This window comes from Acinetobacter sp. 'aerobic (ED)' (assembly GCF_904886855.1).
In the GTDB taxonomy this organism is placed as follows: Bacteria; Pseudomonadota; Gammaproteobacteria; order Pseudomonadales; family Moraxellaceae; genus Acinetobacter; species Acinetobacter courvalinii.
In genome coordinates, this window is record NZ_CAJHGI010000004.1 from 132,496 (window position 1) to 156,265 (window position 23,770).

Consider the following 23,770-nt stretch of genomic DNA (forward strand, 5'->3'; position numbering starts at 1 on the left):
TTTTTTTATTTCCAAAAATTATGGCCTTGAACAAAGGTTAACTCGCTATGAAAGAGCTAAATTAAAAATCTTCAAAAACTCAGTGTATATTACTGCGGATGGTTTCTTTTTTTACTGCTGATATGAACAATACATTTTCTGATCACAAGCAAGTCGGTGTGGTGTCTACTTTCTCTGAACTGATTAATACGCATTTTCAAGGAGAAATGAATGCGCTTTGCTGGCATAGAAATCCGGTTGGAGATTTTAAAGAAATCGTGACTCAGCTTCAGTTAAAAGAAAATGTTACCGAAGTTTCGGCAGAAGACCTTTTAGTACTACACCTTTCAGAACAAGGAAACCTAGCTAGAACAATGATCTTGCAGGATATACAGTTATTGACTGATCTTGGCGCCTTGCCCACTCTTAATTTAATTGAAAGTTACCAGCGCGATGACGTACTGGATTTCATTTCAACAGATGTCTATTCCTATCATGTCGATCGTTCGCCCATCGCAACGGACACATTTTTATGCACCTATCATGGGGCTGCTAGCGAAATCCTGCCTAATGAACAGGTTGAGCAAAAAATTTTAATCCCGGAAATTAGAGAACAGCTCAGAAAATTACATGACGGGCCAGAAGCTGAATTTGAGCATTTCTTGCAAGAATACTTTTTTGATTTGCATTATCAGGCCCCACCTGATGCACAACCGGTCAGTTTAGGTGTGGGACATCTTTGGCGCTTAGCTGTAGATCACCCAACCCAACAGGTCTTGCCTTGTGTTCATAGAGCACCTATTGAAAAAGATGGCGAATATCGGTTACTGTTGATTTGTTAGGAGGCTAATGCACTAGATTAGACAGCTATTGTGTGAATATAGTGCATTTTTCATTTAAATTATCCAATAAAATCAAATTCTAGCGTGGCATAAAATTTGCTCTAAACATATCCGTTATTTTTTAAAATTCATTAGGATATGTTTTATGTTTAAGCGCTCGCTCCTCTCTTTTGTCATTCTCAGCAGTTTTGTGACATCAACGGTTTACGCAGAAAGTTTTAATATTCTTAAACAGATCTCAAATAAACCTGTCCAGCTAAAAGATGGTGACTATAAAGGCAATTATTATGTGCCTTCGACGTTACAGACCATCACTTGGGGCTATTTACCCAATAAAGATGCCAAGCCTGTTATTGCTGTTCCATCAGGAAGTGTGGTGACCTTTGATACGGTCTCACATGAAGGCTTGTTGGAGGATCAAGGGCGTGATGCAGAAAAATATTTTAAGTCGAAAGGTGTAAAAGCTGAAAATATTCTCGATGAAGCAAAAACAATTACGAAGTCTAATTTAAAACATGATTTTCATCAGGATGGCCCGCATATCGTCACAGGACCTATTGAAATTCAAGGTGCACAACCCGGTGATATTTTAAAAGTCGAAGTCATTAAAGTTGAACCTCGTGTTCCTTACGGCGTTATTTCCAATCGTCATGGTAAAGGAGCGCTGGTGGGTGAATTTCCTAAAAAACCTAAACAAGAAAATGCATCTACTGCTCACCCAGAACGCTATGGGAATGTTTCAGTATTTACCCCGATAGAAAAGAACGCCAAAGGTGAATACGAAGGTGTACTCAAAACAGAATCAGGAAAAGCAATTCGTTTCCCGCTTTATCCATTCATGGGCATTATGGGAGTAGCGGCCAATACATCTGAGCCTGTCCATTCTGTCCCGCCTGCAATGTATGGTGGTAATATTGATATCAACGAGTTAGGCGCTGGATCAACCATTTACTATCCAATACAAGTTCCCGGTGCGCTGTTCTATACAGGCGATAGCCATTTTTCACAGGGCGATGGTGAAGTTGCGCTGACAGCGCTAGAAGCATCCGCTCGTGCAACCCTTAAATTTACCTTATTAAAAGCAGGCAAAGATAAAATTCCGGGTAAAGAAATTGTGCAGCCTTTGGCAGAGAATGCAGAATTCTGGATTACGCCAGGACTGGATGAGGATTTAGATGAAGCTATGAAAAAGTCGACTCGTGAAGCAATCCGTTTTTTAAATCAGGAATATGGCATTGATGAAGCGCTTGCTTATGCTTATCTAAGTGCAGCCACAGATTTTGAGGTTTCGCAGGTAGTGGATAAAACCAAAGGAATTCACGCCAAAATACGTAAAGCTGATTTTAAAGAATTTAATCAAGCAGCCAAATAATACAGTTAATTCCCTATTCGTAATTTTGCTCAGAGAGTCAGCGTGTATCGCTTGGCTCTTTGAGCTTTATATTTAATTGATAGGATGAAGATAGTATGGAAATTGATACTTCTACTCACGCTATATATTTATTCTCTACAATGACCAGTGGCAATGGAATAAAACACGTTCAATTGGTGAGGAATATCACCCAATATCTTAAAAAAAGATACTAGATTGCTCAATAAAAATGATAATTAGTTAACACTTTATTAACATCAGTTCTTATGATTTCTTTTATGATGAGACTTTTCAATAATTGAGAAAACAAATGAAAAAAATCTTATTTATAGCATTAACAATAATTGCGCTAACAGCTTGTTCAAAAGACGCGAATAAACAGACTGAGACCAAACCCACAACTGAAGATAAATCTGTCACAGCACAAACGAGAGCAGAGCAAATGCCTAGCCGAGTTTCATATCTTGAGATTTTTCCAAAAACTCAAAAGTGTGATGCTGGAGCAGGACAAATGGATTGCTTACAAGTTAAACAACTTGATTATAAAGATGGGCAAAAAATATATAAGAGCAAAGATTGGGAAAATTTCTATGCAGGAATCGAAGGTTTTACGCATAAGAGCAATGAACAAGTCCTCATTCGTGTTAAAGAATATGACATCCCGAATCCACCAGCTGATGGCTCAAGTATCCGTTATGTCCTAGATGAAGTCATTGAAACGGTTCCTAATAAATAAAAATTTAAAGATAAAAACACTCGGTTTTAGCGCCGAGTGTTTTTCAATTTTAAAGCCTGAAATGTTTAGTTGACGGCTCGCCTACATCTTTCTTATATATGATTTAGAATCTGGCTCGCAAAGACAAGGTTACATTACGTGGTTCTCCCCAATACACGCCATTATAAAATCCTATTTCCTGATAGTACTTTTTATCAAATAAATTAGTAACTTGAATATTAGCACTCAGATCTTTACTTAATTCATAGCCAATATTGGCGTTTGCCAAAAAATATGCTTCTTGTCGAATGAAACCATCTGTATTCGATGGTGCTCCACCCCATTTGCGCTTTACTTCACTTTGCCAATTTACCCCAAACCCTACATTTACCTTATTTGCACCATCCCATAAATCTTCTGGTAATTTAAAGTTGGTATAAACCTTCGCTAAGTTTTGGGGAATAGAGGTAGAAGCGCTTACTTGTTCTGAACTTATGCTGTTTACATAGGTATAACCAGCTGTAATATTCCAATTAGGTGTGATCTGCCCAATAGCTTCGAGTTCAAAACCTTCAATTTTTAACCCCTCACCTGATGCTTTCATTGGGTCAGCACCATCATCTGTTTTAATACCCGCAGCGACTGCTTCACTATCAAGTATGGCAACATTCGATTTTTTAGACCAAAAAGCAGCAGCTGTTGCCAGCAATTGATTGTCTAGCAAACTTGCTTTCAAACCTGCTTCATAACTTTTACCAACTTCTGGCTCCAAGAAGCTATTATTACGGTCTTTTTGACTACTTGGATTAAACATATCGGTATAACTGGTATAAGCCGTTATAAAATCATTAAGATCATACGTCACTCCAAAGTAAGGCGTAAATGCATCAGCTTTTACATCACTTTTCGTTCCATTCGTCGCTGAATAATCACTATAGCGTCCGCCTACAATTAATTTTAATTCATCGGTAACATTGAGTTTTAAAGTGCTATATACCCCATAATTACGTTGTTTGGCATCTTTGGTTGCTGGCGTGACGGTATAATCTGGTTTAATGGTTGCATTGCCATCCCATGTACGCCAATCATTAATCACGCATGTATCACCAATATTATTAGAAGGTAAAGTGACATCATTCACTTTTTTAGTACAGGTCAATTGACCACTCGCCAAACCATTCAGCTGACCTGAAGGGCTATTTGTAGAACGGTCAAAGCCATTAGCACCAATAATAAGTTCATGTTCGCGATTAAATAACTGAAAAGGACCACTCGCATAAAGCTCTAAACTGGTTTTTTTAGACTCTGATGTTGGGTAGACTGTTGACCATACTCCAACTCCAGTTCCGTCATGTTGATTCGGGAAACCAGAACCACCATAGGACATTAACCAAAAACTTTTGGATAGTGAATACGCGGCAGCAGCCTTGATCATCCAGTTGTTATCAAATTTATAGGTCAAATCGGCAAATGCTGTTTTGTCTCGTTGGCTAATGGTGTTCCAGCTATTCGCCAAGCTGAAATTTCTTGGTAAATTGGCAAGAGAGCCATCTTGATTCCAGTAAGGTACTGTTCCCCATGTCGAACCACGGGGCTGATTATCTTGATACTGGAAGCCAACACTGCCGGTTAATTTTTCTGTAATATCGGCTTCTACCATTGCCATTGCAGCCAAAGTTTCAAGAGAGTAGTAATCCATATACGAATCACCCTCAGTCCGGGCTGCCATTACACGACTTCTTACACTGCCGTCAGCAGATAATGGAATCGAAACGTCAACCTCATTACGAATTTTATTCCAACGACTAAATGAAGTTGCTACATTACCCGACAGTTCTTTAGTTGGTCGCTTACGAATCATATTAATGGTTGCAGAAGGATTTCCAGTACTCCCTGTTAAACCCGTCGCACCCTTCACAACCTCAATACGGTCAAAGAAAAAACTATCTACACGTGGACTATTTTCACCTATTGGCATTCCATCGATTTGTCGATTTGTAATTGCATAACCTCTCGCAAAATAATTTGAACGCTCGCTATCACTTTTAGTGACCGTTACCCCAGGTGTAGCAGCAAGGACATCATCGATAATATTTAGATTTCGCTGTTCTATTTGTTCTCGTGTAATCACACTGACTGATTGAGGTGTTTCTTTTAAAGAAAGTTTAAGCTTGGATGAACTTCGAGATGAGTTCGCTTTAAAACTTTTATTCCCTTCAGTTTTTTCATCTTCTTCTGCAGTAACTTTTATCGTAGGTAAGATTGAAGATGACTCCTTGGCCAAAGGCTGTTCTTCTGCAAGCGCACTGTTTGATAAAACGCCCCACATTAAGATTGACTTTATCGCAATATTTAAAGCAGTTTTTCTGATCTGGCTGTCCATAATATTTTAACAAATAAACAAGAATCATTATTATTATCATTTAACCAACAAAAACAAACAAATTTAACTGATTTCTATTATTTATGAGTGATATAAGCAGCTCTTTATGATCCTTTCCATCTCACTAGGCCTGCTTAGCTCAAGTCTTTAATGCCCTTGCTTCAGCAATATTATGCTGTTCCACCAAAGTACGAATGGTATATTCATGACTGCTTTTCTGATCACAGGCAAATTCACATTTTTGATCCAACGGCAACGCACTACCCCCAAGCAATGGACAGCCTGCAAACAGCTCTGCTACCCAATCAACAAAGACCCGAACCTTATGCGATAAATGTCGACTTTGCAAATACACCACCGAAATCGGCATCGGTGCAGGCGTCCATTGGGGTAATACTTCTTTTAAAGTCCCTGCCTCAAAGTGATTGGTCAGCATATAACGTGGTCCTTGAATCAGGCCAAAGCCTTGTAGCGCCAAATCGATATAGGCATCGCCATCATTGACAGACACCTGCCCATTAACACTGACACTCTGGATCAGGTCATCGACCACAAAATCCCAGTCAAAATTACGTCCAGTACGGCTGGAGAAGAAATGAATGGCTTGATGATTTTTTTGTAAATCTTCAAGTGTTTTCGGTTCACCATATTTTTCTAAATAGCATGCTGATGCCGCTGTTGCACACTGAAACGTACCAATACGGCGTGCAATGAGACTGGAATCCTGCAATTCCCCCACCCGTATTGCACAATCCACCGCCTCGCCAACCAAGTCCACTGGCCGATCATTCATGCCAATGACCAGATCAATATCGGGATAGCGATGATGAAATTCTCTCAATCGTGGAATTAAAATCAAACGACCAATCGAGACAGGCACATCAATCCGTAAACGCCCTCGCGGCCCTCGTTCCTCGTCATGGAATGACGCCTCAATATCTTCAACATCCGCCAAAATTCGTAGGCTGCGGTCATAATACACTGCACCATCAGGCGTTAGGCTCAGTTTACGCGTGGTGCGATTGAGTAGGCGAACCTGTAAATGTTTTTCTAAACCCTGAATCGTGGTGGTCACCGAAGCGCGCGGTAGCCCAAGACTGTCTGCAGCCAGACTAAAGCTGTTGGTTTCAACCACTTTATTGAAGACTCTCATTGCATGAAATAGATCCACAGGCCCACTCCCATTGATGCATTTTTTAGATTTTATGCATCAATTGTTATAAAAATACGAATAGTGTTATCAAATTTAGTATATTTATTCGTAATTGACAAACTTTTATGCTCCTTCCATTCCATAAACCTGTTTCTCCCATACAGACCACAACAAAAAGTCTGAAAACAGGGATTCAAATAACCAGGAGCATCCCATGTCACTTTCCCGCAAGCAGCTAACGCTGTCTGCTGTCATTATTGCCGTTTTTGCAACAGGTGGCAGTTTTATTCTCTTCCAAGAAAATGCAGATGCTAAAGCGACTTCAACAGCAAACACACCGCCAGCGGCAACTGTTGATGTAGCCAATGTCGTCAGCCAAACCATTACCGACTGGCAAGAATATTCCGGACGTCTGGAAGCCATCGATCAAGTCGATGTCCGCCCTCAGGTCTCAGGCAAACTGATTGCCGTGCATTTTAAAGATGGCAGTTTAGTAAATAAAGGCGACCTGCTGTTTACCATTGATCCTCGCCCTTTTGAAGCAGAACTGAATCGCGCCAAAGCGCAACTGGCTTCTGCTGAAGCACAAGTCACCTATACCTCAGCAAATCTAGACCGGAACCAGCGTTTAATTCAAAGTAATGCCATTGCCCATCAAGAACTTGATCAAGCGCAAAATGAAGCCCGCTCAGCCAATGCCAATTTACAGGCAGCTAAAGCCGCAGTAGAAACCGCCCGTTTGAATCTGGAATATACCCGTATTACTGCCCCTGTCAGTGGGCGTATTTCCCGTGCCGAAGTCACGGTGGGTAACGTGGTTTCCGCAGGTAATGGCGCACAGGTGCTCACCAGCTTGGTTTCAGTATCACGTCTGTATGCATCTTTCGATGTCGATGAACAGACTTATTTAAAATATATCAGCAATCAACGTAATTCAGGCCAAGTCCCTGTTTATCTAGGTCTTGCCAATGAATCTGGTTTTAGTCGTGAAGGTTATATCAGTTCGATCGACAATAATTTAAATACCACCTCAGGCACCATCCGTGTCCGCGCTACCTTCGATAATCCCAAAGGCGTGATGCTTCCCGGACTGTATGCCCGCATTCGTCTGGGTGGAGGACAACCCCGCGCAGCCATTCTGATTAGTCCGACTGCGATTGGTGTCGATCAGGACAAACGTTTTGTGGTGGTGGTCGATGCGAAAAACCAAACTGCGTACCGTGAAGTAAAACTTGGCGCGCAACAAGATGGTCTGCAAATCATCAATAGTGGTCTGCAAGTCGGTGATCGTATCGTGGTGAATGGTTTACAACGTATTCGTCCGGGCGATCCTGTCAAACCTCATCTCATTACTATGCCGAATCCACAAATCATTGCCGATAACACAGCACAACAACCTCAGCCTTCAGAAAAAACCCAAACTTCGGCAAAAGGTTAATCCTCATGAATATTTCCAAATTTTTTATTGATCGCCCAATCTTTGCCGGGGTGCTGTCCGTCCTGATTCTACTGGCGGGCTTACTCTCCCTTTTCCAACTGCCTATTTCTGAATATCCAGAAGTGGTGCCACCCTCTGTGGTGGTGCGTGCTCAATATCCAGGTGCCAACCCTAAAGTGATTGCTGAAACCGTTGCTTCTCCACTGGAAGAATCCATCAACGGCGTAGAGAACATGCTGTATATGCAGTCTCAGGCCAACAGCGATGGTAACCTGACCATTACCGTCAATTTCAAGCTTGGAATTGATCCAGATAAGGCACAACAACTGGTGCAGAATCGGGTTTCTCAAGCCCTGCCACGCTTGCCAGAAGATGTACAACGTCTCGGTGTGACCACGTTAAAAAGTTCACCCACCTTGACCATGGTGGTGCACCTCACCTCTCCTGACAACCGCTATGACATGACCTACTTGCGTAACTATGCAGTGCTCAATGTCAAAGACCGTCTGGCACGCTTACAAGGCGTGGGTGAAGTCGGCCTGTTTGGTTCAGGCGATTACGCCATGCGGGTGTGGTTAGACCCACAGAAAGTGGCGCAACGTAACCTCACCGCCACTGAAATTGTGAATGCAATTCGTGAGCAGAACATTCAGGTTGCCGCAGGAACCATTGGTGCCGCGCCAAACAATTCACCATTACAGCTCTCGGTGAATGCACAAGGCCGTTTAAGTACCGAACAGGAATTTGCCGATATTATTTTAAAAACGGCAGCAGATGGTGCCGTGACTCGATTGGGTGATGTGGCCCGTGTTGAACTGGCCGCTTCACAATATGGCTTGCGTTCATTACTGGACAATAAACAGGCCGTGGCAATTCCAATTTTCCAGGCACCGGGTGCCAATGCCTTACAGGTCTCGGATCAAGTACGTAGCACCATGGCGGAACTGTCCAAAGATTTTCCAGCCTCGATTAAATATGACATTGTTTACGACCCAACCCAATTCGTGCGTTCAAGTATTAAAGCGGTGATTCATACCCTGCTTGAAGCAATTGCACTGGTGGTTGTGGTGGTGATCCTGTTCTTACAAACATGGCGCGCTTCTATTATTCCTTTACTGGCAGTACCTGTTTCAATCATTGGGACCTTCGCCTTGATGCTGGCCTTCGGTTATTCCATCAATGCCCTGTCCCTGTTCGGGATGGTGCTCGCCATCGGAATCGTGGTCGATGATGCCATCGTGGTGGTGGAGAATGTCGAGCGGAATATTGAAGCAGGACTCAGTCCAAGAGATGCCACCTATCGTGCCATGCGTGAAGTCAGTGGGCCGATTATTGCCATCGCGCTAACATTGGTTGCCGTGTTTGTCCCTCTGGCCTTTATGACCGGCTTAACAGGGCAATTCTATAAGCAATTTGCCATGACCATTGCCATCTCCACCGTGATTTCGGCATTCAACTCACTCACCCTGTCTCCTGCTTTGGCCGCCATGTTACTCAAAGGTCATGATGCCAAACCTGACTTCCTGACCCGCGTGATGAACCGTGTTTTCGGACGCTTCTTTGCCCTGTTTAACCGCGTATTCTCACGTGCCTCTGATCAATATGGCCGTGGCGTCAGTCGGGTGATTTCCCATAAAGCCTCAGCGATGGGTGTGTATGCAGCTTTACTTGGTCTGACCATCGGAATTTCTTATATCGTTCCGGGTGGCTTTGTGCCCGCACAAGATAAGCAATACCTGATCAGCTTTGCCCAATTACCAAACGGCGCCTCACTGGATCGAACCGAAACCGTGATTCGTAAAATGAGTGATGCTGCGCTGAAACAACCCGGCGTAGAAAGTGCGGTGGCTTTCCCTGGCTTATCCATTAATGGTTTTACCAACAGTTCCAGCGCAGGGATTGTGTTTGTGACCTTAAAACCTTTCGCTGAACGCAAAGCAGCTGATCTTTCTGCCAATGCGATTGCAGGTGCTTTAAATCAGAAATACGCCGCGATTCAAGATGCTTATATTGCAGTATTCCCACCACCACCGGTGATGGGTCTCGGCACCATGGGCGGCTTTAAACTCCAGCTCGAAGATCGTGGTGCTTTAGGTTATGCCGAATTGAATAACGCAGCGCAATCCTTTATGAAGGCGGCACAATCTGCACCTGAATTGGGGCCAATGTTCTCTAGTTATCAAATCAATGTACCGCAATTGAATGTTGATCTGGATCGAGTTAAAGCCAAGCAACAAGGCGTTGCCGTGACTGATGTATTTAATACCATGCAAATTTATCTCGGTTCACAATACGTGAATGACTTTAACCGCTTTGGTCGTGTCTATCAGGTGCGTGCCCAAGCGGATGCGCCATTCCGTGCCAATCCTGAAGATATTTTACAGCTTAAAACCCGTAACAATGCAGGACAAATGGTGCCGCTGTCTTCTCTGGTCAATGTCACTCAAACCTATGGCCCGGAAATGGTAGTGCGTTATAACGGCTATACTGCAGCCGATATTAACGGGGGTCCTGCACCAGGCTATTCATCCAGCCAAGCCGAAGCTGCGGTTGAGCGTATTGCCGCTGAAACCTTGCCACGTGGGGTGAAGTTTGAATGGACCGATCTGACCTATCAAAAAATCTTGGCAGGTAATGCCGGATTGTGGGTGTTCCCGATCAGTGTGTTATTGGTGTTCTTGGTCTTGGCGGCGCAATATGAAAGCCTGACCTTGCCATTGGCTGTGATTTTGATTGTCCCGATGGGTATCTTGGCGGCACTAACAGGGGTTTGGCTCACAGGCGGTGATAACAACATCTTTACCCAGATTGGCTTGATGGTACTGGTCGGGCTGGCCTGTAAGAATGCTATCTTGATCGTGGAATTTGCCCGAGAACTGGAAATGCAAGGCGCGACCGCATTCAATGCTGCGGTTGAAGCCAGCCGTTTACGTTTGCGTCCGATCTTGATGACTTCAATCGCCTTCATTATGGGTGTGGTCCCACTGGTCACATCAACCGGTGCGGGTGCTGAAATGCGTCATGCCATGGGCGTTGCGGTGTTCTTTGGCATGATCGGAGTGACCTTCTTTGGTTTGTTCCTGACCCCTGCCTTCTATGTGTTGATTCGTACCCTGAACAGCAAACATAAACTGCATTCAGCCGCTGTGCATGAAGCACCTCTGCACAGTTCACACGATCATTAAGGAGCAGGACATGACAGGATTCAAGCCCCACTGGATACTCTCCTCACTGATGGGAAGCCTGCTGCTTGCAGGCTGCTCATTGGCACCGGAATATCAGCCAGCCAAGGTGATTATTCCGCTGCAATTTAAAGAAGCGGATACCAGACTGGATGATCCCAACTGGAGCATCGCGCAACCTGCCGATGCGCAGTCTCGCGGTGAATGGTGGCGTATTTTTAATGATCCACAATTAAATGATCTGGAACAACAAGCCATTGTGGGTAATCAGAATCTAAAGGCAGCAGCTGCCAATATTCAGGCCTCACGTGCTTTAAGGTCTGCTGCACAAGCTGAACGCTTACCTAGTATTGGCGCAGGTTTTGGGCCAACCCGCCAAAAACCCTCACCTGCGTCTTTAGGACTTGATTCGGATGCATCCACATCTGCACGTACCTTATGGCGGGCGCAAGCCAATGTCTCTTATGAACTGGATCTATTTGGACGGATTGCCAGCAGTGTCAATGCGGCGACCGCAGGTGTACAGCAACAGGAAGCACTTTATCATTCGGCACTATTAGCACTGCAAGCAGATGTGGCACAGGCGTACTTTCTGATTCGCCAATTCAATGCTGAGCAAGCCATCTATGCGCAAAACATCAAGTTACTGACTGAGAATCAAAATTTGATTCAAGCACGTTATCGCAATGGTCTCGTCAGTGATCTGGATGTTTCTCGTGCACAAACGGAACTCTCGACCGCCCAAAGCAATGCGCTCAGCATTACACGGAATCGAGCCAGTACCGAACATGCGCTGGCGGTATTACTCGGGAAAGCCCCTGCTGATTTTAGCTTAGCCATTCAACCCTTGTCTGCTAAGGTGATTCGCCTGCCTGCGGGTTTACCTTCGAGCTTGCTGGAACGTCGTCCCGATATCGCTGCCGCTGAGCGTGCCATGGCAGCCGATAACGCCCGAATCGGTATTGCCCGTGCTGCCTTTTTCCCCAAACTTGATCTCACTGGTGCACTGGGTTATGAATCTGCAAGTTTAGGTGATTTAGGCAAATGGTCGAGTCGAACTTTTTTACTCGGCCCTGTTGCAGGCACAATTTTGTCTTTACCGTTATTTGATGGTGGGCAACGTAAGGCAGGTGTTGCACAAGCACGGGCTGGCTATGAACAAAGTGTGGCGAATTATCGACAGACCGTGCTGAATGCTTTCCGTGAGGTTGAAAATGGTTTGTCTGATCAACGTATTCTGGATCAGCAAATACAGGCTCAAGGCCAAGCACTTGCATCATCCCGACATGCCAATCAGCTTTCACATTTGCGTTATCGTGAAGGCAGCATTAGTTATCTGGATGTGATTGATTCGGATCGGAGCATTTTGCAGCAAGAGCAACTCGCTGCACAGCTTCATGGCAGTCGAATGATTGTCAGTGTGGATCTTATTCGGGCTTTAGGTGGTGGTTGGCATACTGGGCAAGTGGAGCTGGCACGGCAATAAGGCTTAAATTGGGAAAATATACAAGGATGTAGATTTTCTTGGTTATATTGGGCAACTTAAATTTTATCTCAACCTTCCTCAATCCGCATCTACTCAACAAAATGATTTGTTAGAAATATTTGAATGGATACAAAGCATATAAATCTTTAGATATCGTACTCATTGTTTGCTTAAATTTTTCTTGTTGATCTTTGCTTAAATTTTCATTTTTATCTAGTACTTGTTCAAGTGCTTGATAGTGAAACGCCATTGTCAAAAAATCTTTAAAGTTGATATTCAAACAATCACCTAACACTTTTTATCCCACCAACCCAGTAATGTTTCATCATCAAAATCTTCATAATTTTTATAAATATTAGTAAAAGCCCAGCTATTACCTGATATTTCACTAAAGTTTATAAAAAAACTATTTACTCTTTGAATACCTTGAGTTGAGGAAACAGTAATAGCCATATTATTCCCACTCAAACCATCTATAGTTCCTTCCAAATAATCTAAAAGCTCATTCTTAAAATCTTCATAATCCTCAAGAGTTAAATTTGCCTCATAAATATGTATATTAAAATTCCCACCTCGATGTATAACCTTTACGGGTTCTTCGCTATTAAAAAATTTAAAAATATCACCTTTTGCTAAATTTAGAGCTAAACCTGGTGCAGATAGCAGCTTATAAGTATTTACATCTATATCTTCTACAAGGACTTTCTCTGCTTTAGTATTACCAGAGCTAGTTTTTCCTGCACAAATATTTAATACTTTCAAACTATCCTTCACTTATCAAACACCTTCAACCACACAATAAAAATAATAAAATATTTCATTAATTTTCAATTTATAAGAGTATCTAAAAATGAATTTCTATTAATATCAACTAGACTAAGATTACTACTCGATTCTAAACAATCAAATTTCTCTATTCCATTTTTCAATATAAAATCTGCTTCATCCTTATAGACTGGGATTACCCATCGTAAAGCAACGTTATTAAATTTTTCTGCTATAAAGATATCAGCAAGTTCTTCTGCTTCTCCTCTTGCCTCATCAACAAGAATTGATTTTTGCAAAAAACAATTCGGTGCAATATTAATCTCTGAAATAACTCTAATATCACTTTCTGCCTCTGACTTAGAAAGATGCAGCGCTATATCTAATAAGTATTTCACAACTACCTCTTCATTTTTCTCTACAAAATCATATGGTAAGGCAAAAAGATACTCAAAATTAAATTTTTGCTTCTTGAATTGACTAATAAGCCCTATACCAATTGTTACTATACGAGATATAGAATCATTATCTTTCCTAGGGAAAAAATATATTTCTAATGGAATATCATTTTCTTTTTTAAAAATCCATCTATTCTCTGGCTGCCCCCACTCTTTAATATACAAAGATAAAATTTGAGAACGATATATATCTAATATCAGGCTTTCTTTGCTATCAAACTTCATTTTTTCCCTCTTGGCTTTCTGAATCGAGTTGGATAGTTTTCTTTTCTGATTCCCATTAATCCTAAAGAATCAATCCAACTTACAGGGTTTGGCGCGTAAGTATAAACGTTATTACCACCCAACAACCCAATCGGATCTTTAGAGATAAAACGTCCTAAATGAGGTATAGAGTAGCTGGAATGAATTAAACAATTTATTTTGATCATGACTGAGCACCGCTCAGTCTTTTTCTAAATTCTTAAAAAATTATTATTTTTCTAAAATATATCACATAATGCCTCAGATAATTTAGTCTTAATAATTTCATCAGATATTCCTATTACTTTAAGCAGTGTAAAAGCCCAATCTAAACTATCACCAATCTCACTTGACGGAGGTTTAGTCCATAAAGGCAAAATTGAAAACTTTAACTCTGGCTGAACATTAACATCATATGAAATATTTTTTTCTTTCATACATTTTAGTATCTTAACCCTTCTATCAATTATTTCTGACTCAGCAACATAGCTTTCGCCATAAAACCAAAATAGTTTAGCGTCTTCAATAGATTCAGCGACATAATTTAAATGCACACTATTCAACAAAGGAATTATTTTATAGCAAAACTTTATGTATACAAAATATGCTTTTTCCAACTCCATATCTTCTATTTTTTCTATCAAGCTTGCTATTTCTTGATTACTTTTCACTACTATTAACTCCAAATTGCTTTAAAACATTATTACAACTACTACACGCTGGTTTATGTGTACCATGGCGTTTGTCATTACTATTAATATTTACAACATCAATTGTAGCACCTTCAACATTTATACCCTTCTTTAATGCTTTATTAATTGCATCAACCTCCGCACAATTACCATGCCATGGAGCCTGTTCTTCTTCAGGAACGTTATTAAGTGCTTTCTTTAATTGTGGATGAATATTTTTATCTACTCTTCCACTTATACCACTAATATTAATACTTCCAACTTGTAAATCAGCTGCCGCACCTGATGTCTTACCTAGTTCAGATCTAGCTCTATCTGCTGTTAATTGTGCTGGCGTTTTCTTACGGTTTAAACCTAAGGGATCAATCCAACTTACAGGATTTGGCGCGTAAGCATAAACGTTATTACCGCCCAACAACCCAATCGGATCTTTAGAGATAAAACGTCCTACATAGGGCGAATAATATCGATAACGGTTGTAATGTAAACCTGTTTCTTCATCAAAATACTGCCCTTGGAAGCGAATATTATTGGTGACGATTTCTGAATTTTCAAAAAAGTTAGATGCTGACTTTACTGATACACGCTCGCCCCATGCCTTATATTCAGCTTTCCAGACCATTTGACCTTGAGCATCGCTCATCTCCTGAGGCGTCCCCAAATGATCACAATGATAGAAACAAATATCATCTAAAGATTTTGCTGGGGCAGTCTTACGCCATAAAGGATCTTTGGCAATATGATAAGGCTGATCTGTCCAATCAGGTGTTTGTACAAGCTCAATCGGTTCACGATAGATTGCTTGCAGTAGAGGGACAAAACTATCCTTCTCATACACATAATGCTTGGTGATCTGTTCATTGGATTCGAATGCCAAAGTATTGCCATCCCAGCCATAAATCACATTCTGTTCTTCACCTGTATGATGGTGTTTACTACGTTTTTGAATACACCGCCCTAAAGCATCATAACGATACTCCGCAGTGTATTCTGCATTACGACTCTTGATTAACCGCCCACAAGCATCCCACTCAAGGTACAAGTCCCCTTTAGATGACTTTTGACGCACCAATTGACCATAAGCATCGTACTGATATTGCTGATCTAGATATGCTTTAACAACATTATTCACCAAACGGTTATAACCATAAGCATGACTTGCTGTTGGGGCTGCACTCGGTTCTTGATGATGATTTCGGTCAATAATGTTACTTGCAGGGTCAAAACTAAAGGTTTCTTTGCCCAGCTTACTATTGGCTTCCAGTAAACGACCAACAGGATCGTATTTATACTGGATATTGCCACGGCGAGTATCTGCAATATTGAGCAATTGCCCCGTTTTATCGTACTGATATAAACGCTGAATCAACTGTTCAGTTTCTTGAATGGCATTGTTCTGTATTGCCTGCTGCGGCGATGTATATGCAAATTCATGCCCATTCAGTACGCGCTGCTGAGTCAGACGCCCCAATTCATCATAATGCTGCTTTTGGCTAATCCCGTTGGTATAATGGCGAACAATTTCACGATGCAAATCGTCTCTTTCAAAACTGACAGTATCTTCACCATTCAGGACCAAACCATGAACATGCCCACTGCCATAGGTTAACCAGTCGACCTGTTGTCCATCTGGACGTATGGTTTTAATCCGGTCATTAATTTCATCATAACTGTGTTTCCACACCGCAGTTTTATGCGTTTGATAATCTTGATGATGCTCTCTCACCAGATTGCCGACGACATCATAATACGCTTGGAGATTGCTCTCATTATTTTTAGCCTGAATCAATTGGCCATTATTGTTATAGGCAAATTCTTCAACCTGTTTTTGTTCTAATTCCTGCTCGGTATAGCCATAGCCTGCCTGACGCTGTTCCAGTCGTCCCATGCTGTCAAATAAGAATTGTTGAATACGATCTTTCGGTGCAGCCCGATCTTTTAAGTCCTGCCCAAATGCAGAGGCCACCTCAATACTGCTGGATAAATTACCATCTGTTTCATCGTATAGGCATCCGCTACATAGGTTAAACGGATATTTTCATCTCATGCCAATCAGCTTTCACATTTGCGTTATCGTGAAGGCAGCATTAGTTATCTGGATGTGATTAATTCGAATCGGAATATCTTGCAGCAAGAGCAACTCGCTTCACAGCTTCATGGCAGTCGAATGATTGCCAGTGTGGATATTATTCGTGCTTTAGGTGGTGGATGGCATACAGGACAAGCAGAGCTGGTACAGCAATAAAGTACATTTAGAATAGATTAAAGCCCCATATATGATGGGGCTCTTTTAAACTTAAAATTTAATCTTGTTCATTTATTATCTTTCAGCATTGTCAGTATGACTGATTCTATCCCATGTTTTTCCATCAAACCGAATCAAGTGCTTATAGCTAAGGATCCAAAGAACTCCATCTTTTTCCTCAACAGAGATGACCCCTTGTATATCACTTAACTCAGGAACGATGGAGTATTCCGAATCTGCATATTTATATAACCCCTGCTCGGAAGCTATGTAAATCATTTCTTGATAAAAAGCTGCATTATAAAAAGTCGAATTTATACTTCTATTTTTTAGACTTTTAAATCCATCATCTATATTCCCTTTCAGAAGTGCGCCATCTTGCCCAGTAATTAAAATATTTTTCCCATCTGGACATAACGTAATTCCATACAATGCAGAGGTCGCAATTCGATTAACCTCTATCCAATTATTACCATTAAAGAAGGCCATAAACCCAGCTTCTTTTTGTGTTCCACACATATATAAAGCATTGTTATTAAATCCATTTATATCATAAAAGCATCTATTAAAAGCTAAGTCATTTTCATATTCTAAACAGGATAAATCCTGATTTTTCAATTCAATTGGGTCTTCCTCTAACCCTATTCCGATAGATTTCCATTCATTCTGGTTATTCTTATAAACTTGACTTCCATCTCCACAAGCATAAAGATCACCATTAATTACACGGACATGATTAAATTGCCCATAAATTTTTTCCTCTAATTTATATCTAATTTCTTGATGTTCATTATTATTTTGTTGAAATATCCCAACATCTCCTTCTTGATCGAGTGAAATAATGGAAGGTTCACCCTCTCTACTTTGGTAAGCAACTGAAATAACTTTCCATCCTTCCAAATCCAAACATGACCAGTTTTGCTGTTCTAAATGTTTATAAATTATTGTTTTACTAAAGCAATCCCATGTATCCAATCCATCAACATTTGCTGATAAACAGAAACTATCGGCGCTAATAGCGCATCCTGAAGTAAATGTAATAGAATTTTTCATATATTTGATCTAATAAATATAACCATATCATTTTTTAAAAATATAAAATGACATAAAAAAAGCCCTTACGGGCTTACTCATCTTTTCCTAAACCTTGCTCGTCCACGAACTTACCAATATCTAGCATCATTCTTGGCGTATCAAGAGAGGCTAACAATTGTAGATGTGAAATAATTGGTAGCTTGCGTATATTCTCTAGTTTAGCTTCCCCACCTAGAATCAAAGCGGGTTCAAAACCAAACATTTCATTCGGTTTTAATACACCATACTTTTTGACGGCTCTATCAAAAAGTGGTTTATTTTTCCAATCACCTAAATCTAAATTACCTTTTTCTTGAACTATGAGAAATGTTCGAAGCAAACTATCCCATCTTTCATTTTTAGCAATTTCCATTTGTGGATAAATACGAGAAAATATAGATGAAATTGTTAAACAATGACCATGAATCGTACCCCATATTTCTAAATCCCCGAAGGCTGTTCGGGCAATTACAAAGTATTCTTCATGAGAAGGTAGTTCTACATGTTCTAACCAAGCATCAAGTACCTCTTGATAGTCATCAGGATTGACTAACCAAAATAAACCATTTCCCCAACCAGAGAAACCAAAAGCTTTCCAATATTCAAGTAACTGATTAGGTAATTTTCCTTCAAACTTAGCTAATATTTCTTTTGAGACGGGGGTAGACTCAATAGGAGGGCCAAACCCTTCATCATTATAGAAGTAGTCAAATGCCTCATCCATAATATATTTTTCAGCCATTCTCTTTACTCCTTACAATCTGGGCTAGAATCTAATTTTACATTCATACCGGTAGTATTTCTTTCACCTTCTGGTATTTGTCGAGCAGCAGCATCTAATGCTTCAACTTTTGTCTTCCATTGACTACCAATAGAAGAGTTAACATTTTTTAAACCTATTGCTTTATCTTTAATCTCATTCCGTCCACTAGCAATCTGATCGGGATTATGAAGAGCCGCCATTTCATTCATGATTCGTTCAGATTTCGCTTTTGCTTGCTTTTTAGCTTGTACTTCACTGATATCTGGATTTAGCTCAACATATTCTTTGGTATACTTTTCAACTAGCTTTTTTTGATACTTCTCTCTAGCATCAGCAGCAGGACCTCCGCCACCACGCCCTTTGTCATCAAATGCATCTCTCCCTTTTAAATAATCTTCAACAGACATCTCATTAAGACCCTTTTGTTGATTATCTAATTGCCACTGCATTTCTTTATCTAAATAGTCTTTTGATGATAACCCTGCACTACTTTTTGGATACCCCTCATTAGACATCTTAGTTGCATTAGAGTGTGCTTTTTTAGTATCGACTGTTTTAAAGCAAATCTTTTTTTCCTTCATTTTTTTAGTGACAGGTTCTTTCACTTTTGGCTGATGTACATTTTCAGGTGTTTTGGTGCCTGATGCACTTTTATTAGATGCGCCTGCTGTATGTACTACATTCGCTTTTGCAGTCTGAGGGTATGAAGGTCTAACCGTTTGTGTTGGTGTAGGAACGGGCTTTACCTTGGTTCCAACTGTAGCATAAGCAGGTTCATACTTGACCGATTGCTTTAATAAGTCCTGTAAATGTTCGTCAAACTCTTTAAAGCCCTGTTTAATTTTGATCGCTGATTTCTGAATCATTGAAATTAAAACCGCTTCAAATCGCTCCATTCTTAAGTAAATAGATTTGGCCCATCCTAAGCCCATCCAATTGATCTTTGCGCCGTAACTCAACAATGACTTAACACGTTTGACCAAACCAAGTAATTGATTAAGTATCGAGGTAATAATATTCGTAACAGCGCTAGCGTAATCTGAGTACTTTATCTTCTTCAATGTTGGAACTACATTGCCCTTCATAAAGCCATTGAGCTTAGAAATAATCGTTGCTAAATGAGGCGTTCTTTTAATAAGAAAAAGTCCTACACACTTAACAACATTTCCAATTTCGCTTCCGATAGCCCCACCAAGAACACCACCAGCTCCTGCACCTGGAGCGGCACCAACGCCTCCAAAAAATGCACCTCCAGCACCGCCTGTTGCAGCACCTGTCGCGGCAGTCGCACCAACTAAAACAAACGGTAGCAAATAAACAGCTAAAAGCATCCACTCCTGTACTTCATCTTGTTTCTTTGGATCATTTAGCATCCTCATGATAACCGCGATCGCATCTCGGGCACTAAATACAAGAACCGTCCCGGGAACAAAACCTGCGAGCATTTCAGTTACAATGACAGAAACAGGACGTTCATCTGTATTGAACTCACCATAAATGAAACTTTTAACCCAGCTTTGAGCGCCATCCAATGACTTACCATATTCTGCGATAAGTTCATTCAGCTCCTTCTCTACCCATTGTGCGGTTTGATTAAAATTGGATTGCAAACCATTGATAGATTGATTAAAGCTTCTCTGAAGCTGATTTTGGTAACCACTAAGTGTCTGTAACATATCCATAATTATTCTTCTGATTGATCGTCTACAAGTGGAAGTACAAAAATTTCAGTTTTAAATAAGTTATCTAACTCTTGCTCAAACTTCATTTCTAATGCTGACTCCAATGGATTTCTGTCATCACCATATTCGATAACAGCACGTCCATTTTTTTGATCAGCGTAAAATGCCATACCATTTGAATCCGTTTTACCTTGTTGCGTAGTTCCATCAGGCAAATGAATTGTATAAGGGATGTTAGGGCTAGGTGTCCCATCTGCATATACCTTTCTAAATTCAAGCAGATTCTTAGGCATTGAAAGAGCTGGAAAAATTGGCAAATTCTGTTTTACTGTACCTCCACCCATAAACAAATGCTGCCCCGCTTTCACCTCAAACTTGCCACCTGTGGTCGGAAAAATCCCTGAACCATTCAGCTTAAGTTGCGAACCTTGCGCGGTAAATACAATTTCTTTAGGGCTGGTAATTTCAATACGGTCTTCGGTGGAAATAATCTGAATCCCTTGCTTGGCAAGCAAGTCCATCCCATCCGATTGAGCATGTACCTCAAATTTACCTTTGGCAGCCACCTGCTTGATGCCATTCTGCGCTGCAAAAAGACTGATTCTATTCTGAACATGAGCAACCAGATTCTTTTGCGTACTCAAGTTAATGCTATCGCCCGCAATCTGATTGATCTGCCCATCTGCTGAAAGATGAATATCTTCATTAGTGCTGAGGCCAATTCCGGCAGGTGAATTCAATAGCAATAACGCTTTTTCAAATTTCGCAATCTTATCCTGAATCTGATCAGCAAAGTCTTTTAGCTGATCAAGTGATTCAATTTCATCCGTTTGCTGGTTCTTGGCCACTTCACTGAGCGCTTTGGCATTGCTTTGATTGCCTTCGATCTGTTGCTTGGCTGGCTGCGCATCGAGATGCTCCCCTTGGGCCTGATCCTGTTTCTGCGTACTCAGCAACAAACCTTGACCTGCACGAACCGCACCCCATTGATCAGTCCGCAGCTCAAAACCTTCACCTCGGTCTTCACTTTCAGCCTTGTCTTTGGGATGGCTGAGTTTACCCAGATTCAGTTGACTGGCAGCATGACTGCTTTGTAGTTGTGCACTGATCTGGCCCGTGGTGTCATCAAAGCGTAACTGGTTAAAACCTTCGCCTTGGACTTCTTTGGATTTGATCCCGGCCAGTTTTTTGGTATCCGGCAGCTTGCCGGCATTGTCAAACTTGGTCGGACTACGTTGTGCTTCATGAATCCTCCCTACCACATAAGGACGGTCAATATTGCCATCAAAGAAGTTGATCACCACAATCTCACCAATACGTGGCAAGAAACGTGCGCCGTAGCCTTCACCTGCCCATGGCGTCAGTACATCGATCCATGCAGAGTCAGTATCGTTATCATTAGCACCTGCGCCACCATCATGGCTATGGTCCTCTGCACGAGTAAACAGGAATCTGACTTTAATGCGTCCCCATTCATCGACATGGATTTCCTCGCCACTCGGCCCCACCACTTTGGCGCGTTGCGGATACGCTTCGGGACAATGCTGCTGAGGATTGTATGCCGGAACGATCTTGATCTGACGGCGTTGTAGTGTGAGCTGATTGGCTTGGCGTTCTTGGGTATTGCCTGTATTGAACTGTTTAGGTTGCCAGTGACTCTGTGCCAAGAGCTGATCAATTTGCTGATGCAGATCTTTAGGCAGATTGTTTTGATTATAGAAATGCTTGGCTGTAATCAGGAATTCCTTGTCTGCCCCAGCATGCTGATCAATTTCAGGATGGTCCTGCAACTCAAACCAGTAACCCACTTGTGCATCACGTAGGGTCGATTGGGCAATGAATTGCTTGGCCTGTGCATTATGGTAATGACTCAGGTTTTGATTAAAACGTTCAACCTGTTGATTACCTGAAGGTGTTGCGCCATCTTCCTTGTTCAGGTCTTGCATCCATGCAGGCGTAAAGTGCCATGCATCTTCCAGCGCCAAGCGGGTTGCATCATGCTGTTCTGAATGTTGCTGCGTGGTAAGGACCGAACCGGTGCCTTCATCCATATCTAAAGCATCAGGCTGCCAACGGTTCACATACACCGAAGTCGGTTGTAAGGAACGGTTGCCGATAAAACTGGTAATCGAGTCAAATTGTTCCGTTGCACTGCTACGATGGTACTGCACCTTGCGGCGATCCAGCGCCTGGTACTGGGCATTGTCATCAATCAGTCTTAATCGCTGCGGCTGAATGCTGCTATTTGAATTCGGTACAGTCAGTTGCGCTTCATCAATCAGCCAGTTGATCCCTTCGCTACGCATCAGGCGGGTCAGAAAATCATAGTCGCTTTCATTCTGTGACATGATAAATGGGCGAATATCGTAGTCTTGACTCAGTCCGCTTAAATCTAGCGTCAGACTGGCGGCAAAGAGCGGGCTTTTCTGTTGCCACTCCTTAAACACCAGTTCAACAACGTCCCGCACACTTTTATTCATGAATACACGGGAGTTGCGGCGTTTATGCCACAGTGCGGTCGGATCTTGCAAAGTCAGTTTATAGACCGTCAGGCTACCATCCGATTGTCCTTGCAATGCTTGAGTAATAATGCCGGTGGTACGGAATAGTTGTCCTGTATCTGTGACCTGATCAACGGCAACCTGACTGCCAATAAATTGTTTGAGTGGAATGGTCGCATTGGTCGACAGACAGATGAGTTCAGCTTCAACCCCGGCATTGATTTGATGTTGCCCATCGATACGCTGCAAAAAGACCTGCGTATTTAAATCTTGATTGGAAAATAAAATATGTAAGGCACGTTTTTGTGCAGTAAGCCCTAAGCTGTCTAAGGCTTGAAATATATTGTTCAACATCTTGTTATAGGCTTACGCTTAAATTTAGTGCATTTTACAAAGTATCGCGTTGCTCTGTCTATACGGTTCTGTCTATTTGTGACAATTTACGTCACTGAATTCCTTATGCCTAAGTCGCTCCTATCAAGATCAAGCTTAAAAATAAACAAGCCCACCATGAGATGAGCTTATTCATCCGATAAAATAAACTAACAGTTGCCCTTTTTGGCTTGTCCCGGAGGACAGAAACGACCATTGCCATGCCCGTCATAATATCGGCCATCATTGAGTCGTCCTTCCGGATCCACCACAATACTTCCTTCACGGGTATGCACAGCACAGGCAGTCAGTCCCACGCTGCCGAACAAAGTCACCACTAATAAAAAATATTTCATAATCCCCTCCCTTTTTAATAAAAAAATAAAATTATTTTGTCCACTTTTCAATCCAGATTTTGTTATCAA

18 protein-coding genes and 2 pseudogenes are annotated in these 23,770 nt (G+C 41.5%); 7 read left to right on the top strand and 13 right to left on the bottom strand.

All coding sequences use genetic code 11. The features are described from left to right. Positions 1-122 precede the first annotated feature (122 nt). The 3 genes from JO943_RS09490 (at position 123) to JO943_RS09500 (ending at position 2,929) form a co-directional block, all read left to right on the top strand. Positions 123-821 (top strand): DUF1826 domain-containing protein, encoded by a 699-nt coding sequence (locus JO943_RS09490; protein ID WP_202740638.1) that lies wholly within the window; start codon positions 123-125, stop codon positions 819-821. Between the two features lie 145 nt (positions 822-966). Then, positions 967-2,193: an acetamidase/formamidase family protein gene (locus JO943_RS09495; protein WP_005231477.1), complete on the top strand. Its 1,227-nt coding sequence runs from the start codon at positions 967-969 to the stop codon at positions 2,191-2,193. A 310-nt stretch (positions 2,194-2,503) separates the two neighbouring features. Next, a complete protein-coding gene (locus tag JO943_RS09500; RefSeq protein ID WP_202740639.1) occupies positions 2,504-2,929 on the top strand; it encodes a DUF4377 domain-containing protein in 426 nt (141 codons plus the stop codon). Positions 2,930-3,032: 103 nt separating this feature from the next. On the opposite strand, the gene JO943_RS09505 is transcribed toward JO943_RS09500, so the two are convergent. Both JO943_RS09505 and JO943_RS09510 read right to left on the bottom strand, forming a co-directional pair. Next, positions 3,033-5,291 (bottom strand): TonB-dependent siderophore receptor, encoded by a 2,259-nt coding sequence (locus JO943_RS09505; RefSeq protein ID WP_202740640.1) that lies wholly within the window; start codon positions 5,289-5,291, stop codon positions 3,033-3,035. Between the two features lie 139 nt (positions 5,292-5,430). After that, the gene (locus JO943_RS09510) at positions 5,431-6,462 is read right to left on the bottom strand and encodes a LysR family transcriptional regulator (protein WP_202740641.1); all 1,032 of its coding nucleotides are present in this window, start codon (positions 6,460-6,462) and stop codon (positions 5,431-5,433) included. A 196-nt stretch (positions 6,463-6,658) separates the two neighbouring features. Here JO943_RS09510 and JO943_RS09515 point away from each other — a divergent pair, with 196 nt between their 5' ends. From JO943_RS09515 to JO943_RS09525, 3 genes are read left to right on the top strand one after another with little or no spacing between them, the layout of a single operon-like run. Further along, positions 6,659-7,882: an efflux RND transporter periplasmic adaptor subunit gene (locus tag JO943_RS09515; protein WP_202740642.1), complete on the top strand. Its 1,224-nt coding sequence runs from the start codon at positions 6,659-6,661 to the stop codon at positions 7,880-7,882. 5 nt (positions 7,883-7,887) lie between these two features. Further along, the gene (gene adeG, locus JO943_RS09520) at positions 7,888-11,067 is read left to right on the top strand and encodes a multidrug efflux RND transporter permease subunit AdeG (RefSeq protein ID WP_004805372.1); all 3,180 of its coding nucleotides are present in this window, start codon (positions 7,888-7,890) and stop codon (positions 11,065-11,067) included. A 10-nt stretch (positions 11,068-11,077) separates the two neighbouring features. Next, complete coding sequence (locus JO943_RS09525) at positions 11,078-12,550, top strand: efflux transporter outer membrane subunit (RefSeq protein WP_202740643.1); 1,473 nt, start codon at positions 11,078-11,080, stop codon at positions 12,548-12,550. Positions 12,551-12,659: 109 nt separating this feature from the next. Here the strand turns inward: JO943_RS09525 and JO943_RS09530 are convergent, their stop codons facing one another. The 6 genes and pseudogenes from JO943_RS09530 to JO943_RS18530 all read right to left on the bottom strand — a co-directional run. Continuing rightward, complete coding sequence (locus JO943_RS09530) at positions 12,660-12,830, bottom strand: hypothetical protein (RefSeq protein ID WP_202740814.1); 171 nt, start codon at positions 12,828-12,830, stop codon at positions 12,660-12,662. Between the two features lie 8 nt (positions 12,831-12,838). Beyond that, the gene (locus JO943_RS09535; protein WP_005231486.1) at positions 12,839-13,324 is read right to left on the bottom strand and encodes a DUF4265 domain-containing protein; all 486 of its coding nucleotides are present in this window, start codon (positions 13,322-13,324) and stop codon (positions 12,839-12,841) included. Between the two features lie 53 nt (positions 13,325-13,377). Further along, the gene (locus JO943_RS09540; protein WP_202740644.1) at positions 13,378-13,998 is read right to left on the bottom strand and encodes a suppressor of fused domain protein; all 621 of its coding nucleotides are present in this window, start codon (positions 13,996-13,998) and stop codon (positions 13,378-13,380) included. Further along, positions 13,995-14,204 carry an RHS repeat domain-containing protein gene (locus tag JO943_RS09545; RefSeq protein WP_227614451.1) on the bottom strand — a complete coding sequence of 70 codons (210 nt, stop codon included), beginning with the start codon at positions 14,202-14,204 and terminating at the stop codon, positions 13,995-13,997. The genes JO943_RS09540 and JO943_RS09545 overlap by 4 nt, the downstream gene beginning before the upstream one ends. A 51-nt stretch (positions 14,205-14,255) precedes the next feature. Continuing rightward, positions 14,256-14,687 carry a hypothetical protein gene (locus tag JO943_RS09550; RefSeq protein WP_005231489.1) on the bottom strand — a complete coding sequence of 144 codons (432 nt, stop codon included), beginning with the start codon at positions 14,685-14,687 and terminating at the stop codon, positions 14,256-14,258. Beyond that, positions 14,677-16,713 (bottom strand): annotated as a pseudogene (locus tag JO943_RS18530) (RHS repeat-associated core domain-containing protein); the annotation flags it as partial. The pseudogene JO943_RS18530 and the gene JO943_RS09550, both read right to left, overlap by 11 nt. A gap of 33 nt (positions 16,714-16,746) precedes the next feature. Here JO943_RS18530 and JO943_RS09560 point away from each other — a divergent pair. After that, positions 16,747-16,953 (top strand): annotated as a pseudogene (locus tag JO943_RS09560) (RND transporter); the annotation flags it as partial. A gap of 75 nt (positions 16,954-17,028) precedes the next feature. On the opposite strand, the gene JO943_RS09565 reads toward JO943_RS09560, so the two are convergent. The 5 genes from JO943_RS09565 to JO943_RS09585 form a co-directional block, all read right to left on the bottom strand. Next, entirely contained in the window at positions 17,029-18,006 is a 978-nt protein-coding gene (locus JO943_RS09565) for a hypothetical protein (RefSeq protein ID WP_202740645.1), read from the bottom strand. Positions 18,007-18,079: 73 nt separating this feature from the next. Further along, complete coding sequence (locus JO943_RS09570) at positions 18,080-18,769, bottom strand: GAD-like domain-containing protein (protein WP_227614453.1); 690 nt, start codon at positions 18,767-18,769, stop codon at positions 18,080-18,082. Between the two features lie 5 nt (positions 18,770-18,774). Beyond that, a complete protein-coding gene (locus JO943_RS09575) occupies positions 18,775-20,472 on the bottom strand; it encodes a polymorphic toxin type 15 domain-containing protein (RefSeq protein WP_202740646.1) in 1,698 nt (565 codons plus the stop codon). Positions 20,473-20,474: 2 nt separating this feature from the next. Continuing rightward, complete coding sequence (locus tag JO943_RS09580) at positions 20,475-23,327, bottom strand: type VI secretion system Vgr family protein (RefSeq protein WP_202740647.1); 2,853 nt, start codon at positions 23,325-23,327, stop codon at positions 20,475-20,477. Between the two features lie 188 nt (positions 23,328-23,515). Then, entirely contained in the window at positions 23,516-23,701 is a 186-nt protein-coding gene (locus tag JO943_RS09585; RefSeq protein ID WP_032874254.1) for a hypothetical protein, read from the bottom strand. Between the last annotated feature and the right edge of the window lie 69 nt (positions 23,702-23,770).

Coding starts and splice junctions, on each gene's coding strand:
- JO943_RS09490 (WP_202740638.1), top strand. CDS start 123: ATGAACAATACATTTTCTGATCACAAGCAAGTCGGTGTGGTGTCTACT.
- JO943_RS09495 (WP_005231477.1), top strand. CDS start 967: ATGTTTAAGCGCTCGCTCCTCTCTTTTGTCATTCTCAGCAGTTTTGTG.
- JO943_RS09500 (WP_202740639.1), top strand. CDS start 2,504: ATGAAAAAAATCTTATTTATAGCATTAACAATAATTGCGCTAACAGCT.
- JO943_RS09505 (WP_202740640.1), bottom strand. CDS start 5,291: ATGGACAGCCAGATCAGAAAAACTGCTTTAAATATTGCGATAAAGTCA.
- JO943_RS09515 (WP_202740642.1), top strand. CDS start 6,659: ATGTCACTTTCCCGCAAGCAGCTAACGCTGTCTGCTGTCATTATTGCC.
- adeG (WP_004805372.1), top strand. CDS start 7,888: ATGAATATTTCCAAATTTTTTATTGATCGCCCAATCTTTGCCGGGGTG.
- JO943_RS09525 (WP_202740643.1), top strand. CDS start 11,078: ATGACAGGATTCAAGCCCCACTGGATACTCTCCTCACTGATGGGAAGC.
- JO943_RS09540 (WP_202740644.1), bottom strand. CDS start 13,998: ATGAAGTTTGATAGCAAAGAAAGCCTGATATTAGATATATATCGTTCT.
- JO943_RS09545 (WP_227614451.1), bottom strand. CDS start 14,204: ATGATCAAAATAAATTGTTTAATTCATTCCAGCTACTCTATACCTCAT.
- JO943_RS09565 (WP_202740645.1), bottom strand. CDS start 18,006: ATGAAAAATTCTATTACATTTACTTCAGGATGCGCTATTAGCGCCGAT.
- JO943_RS09570 (WP_227614453.1), bottom strand. CDS start 18,769: ATGGCTGAAAAATATATTATGGATGAGGCATTTGACTACTTCTATAAT.
- JO943_RS09575 (WP_202740646.1), bottom strand. CDS start 20,472: ATGGATATGTTACAGACACTTAGTGGTTACCAAAATCAGCTTCAGAGA.
- JO943_RS09580 (WP_202740647.1), bottom strand. CDS start 23,327: ATGTTGAACAATATATTTCAAGCCTTAGACAGCTTAGGGCTTACTGCA.
- JO943_RS09585 (WP_032874254.1), bottom strand. CDS start 23,701: ATGAAATATTTTTTATTAGTGGTGACTTTGTTCGGCAGCGTGGGACTG.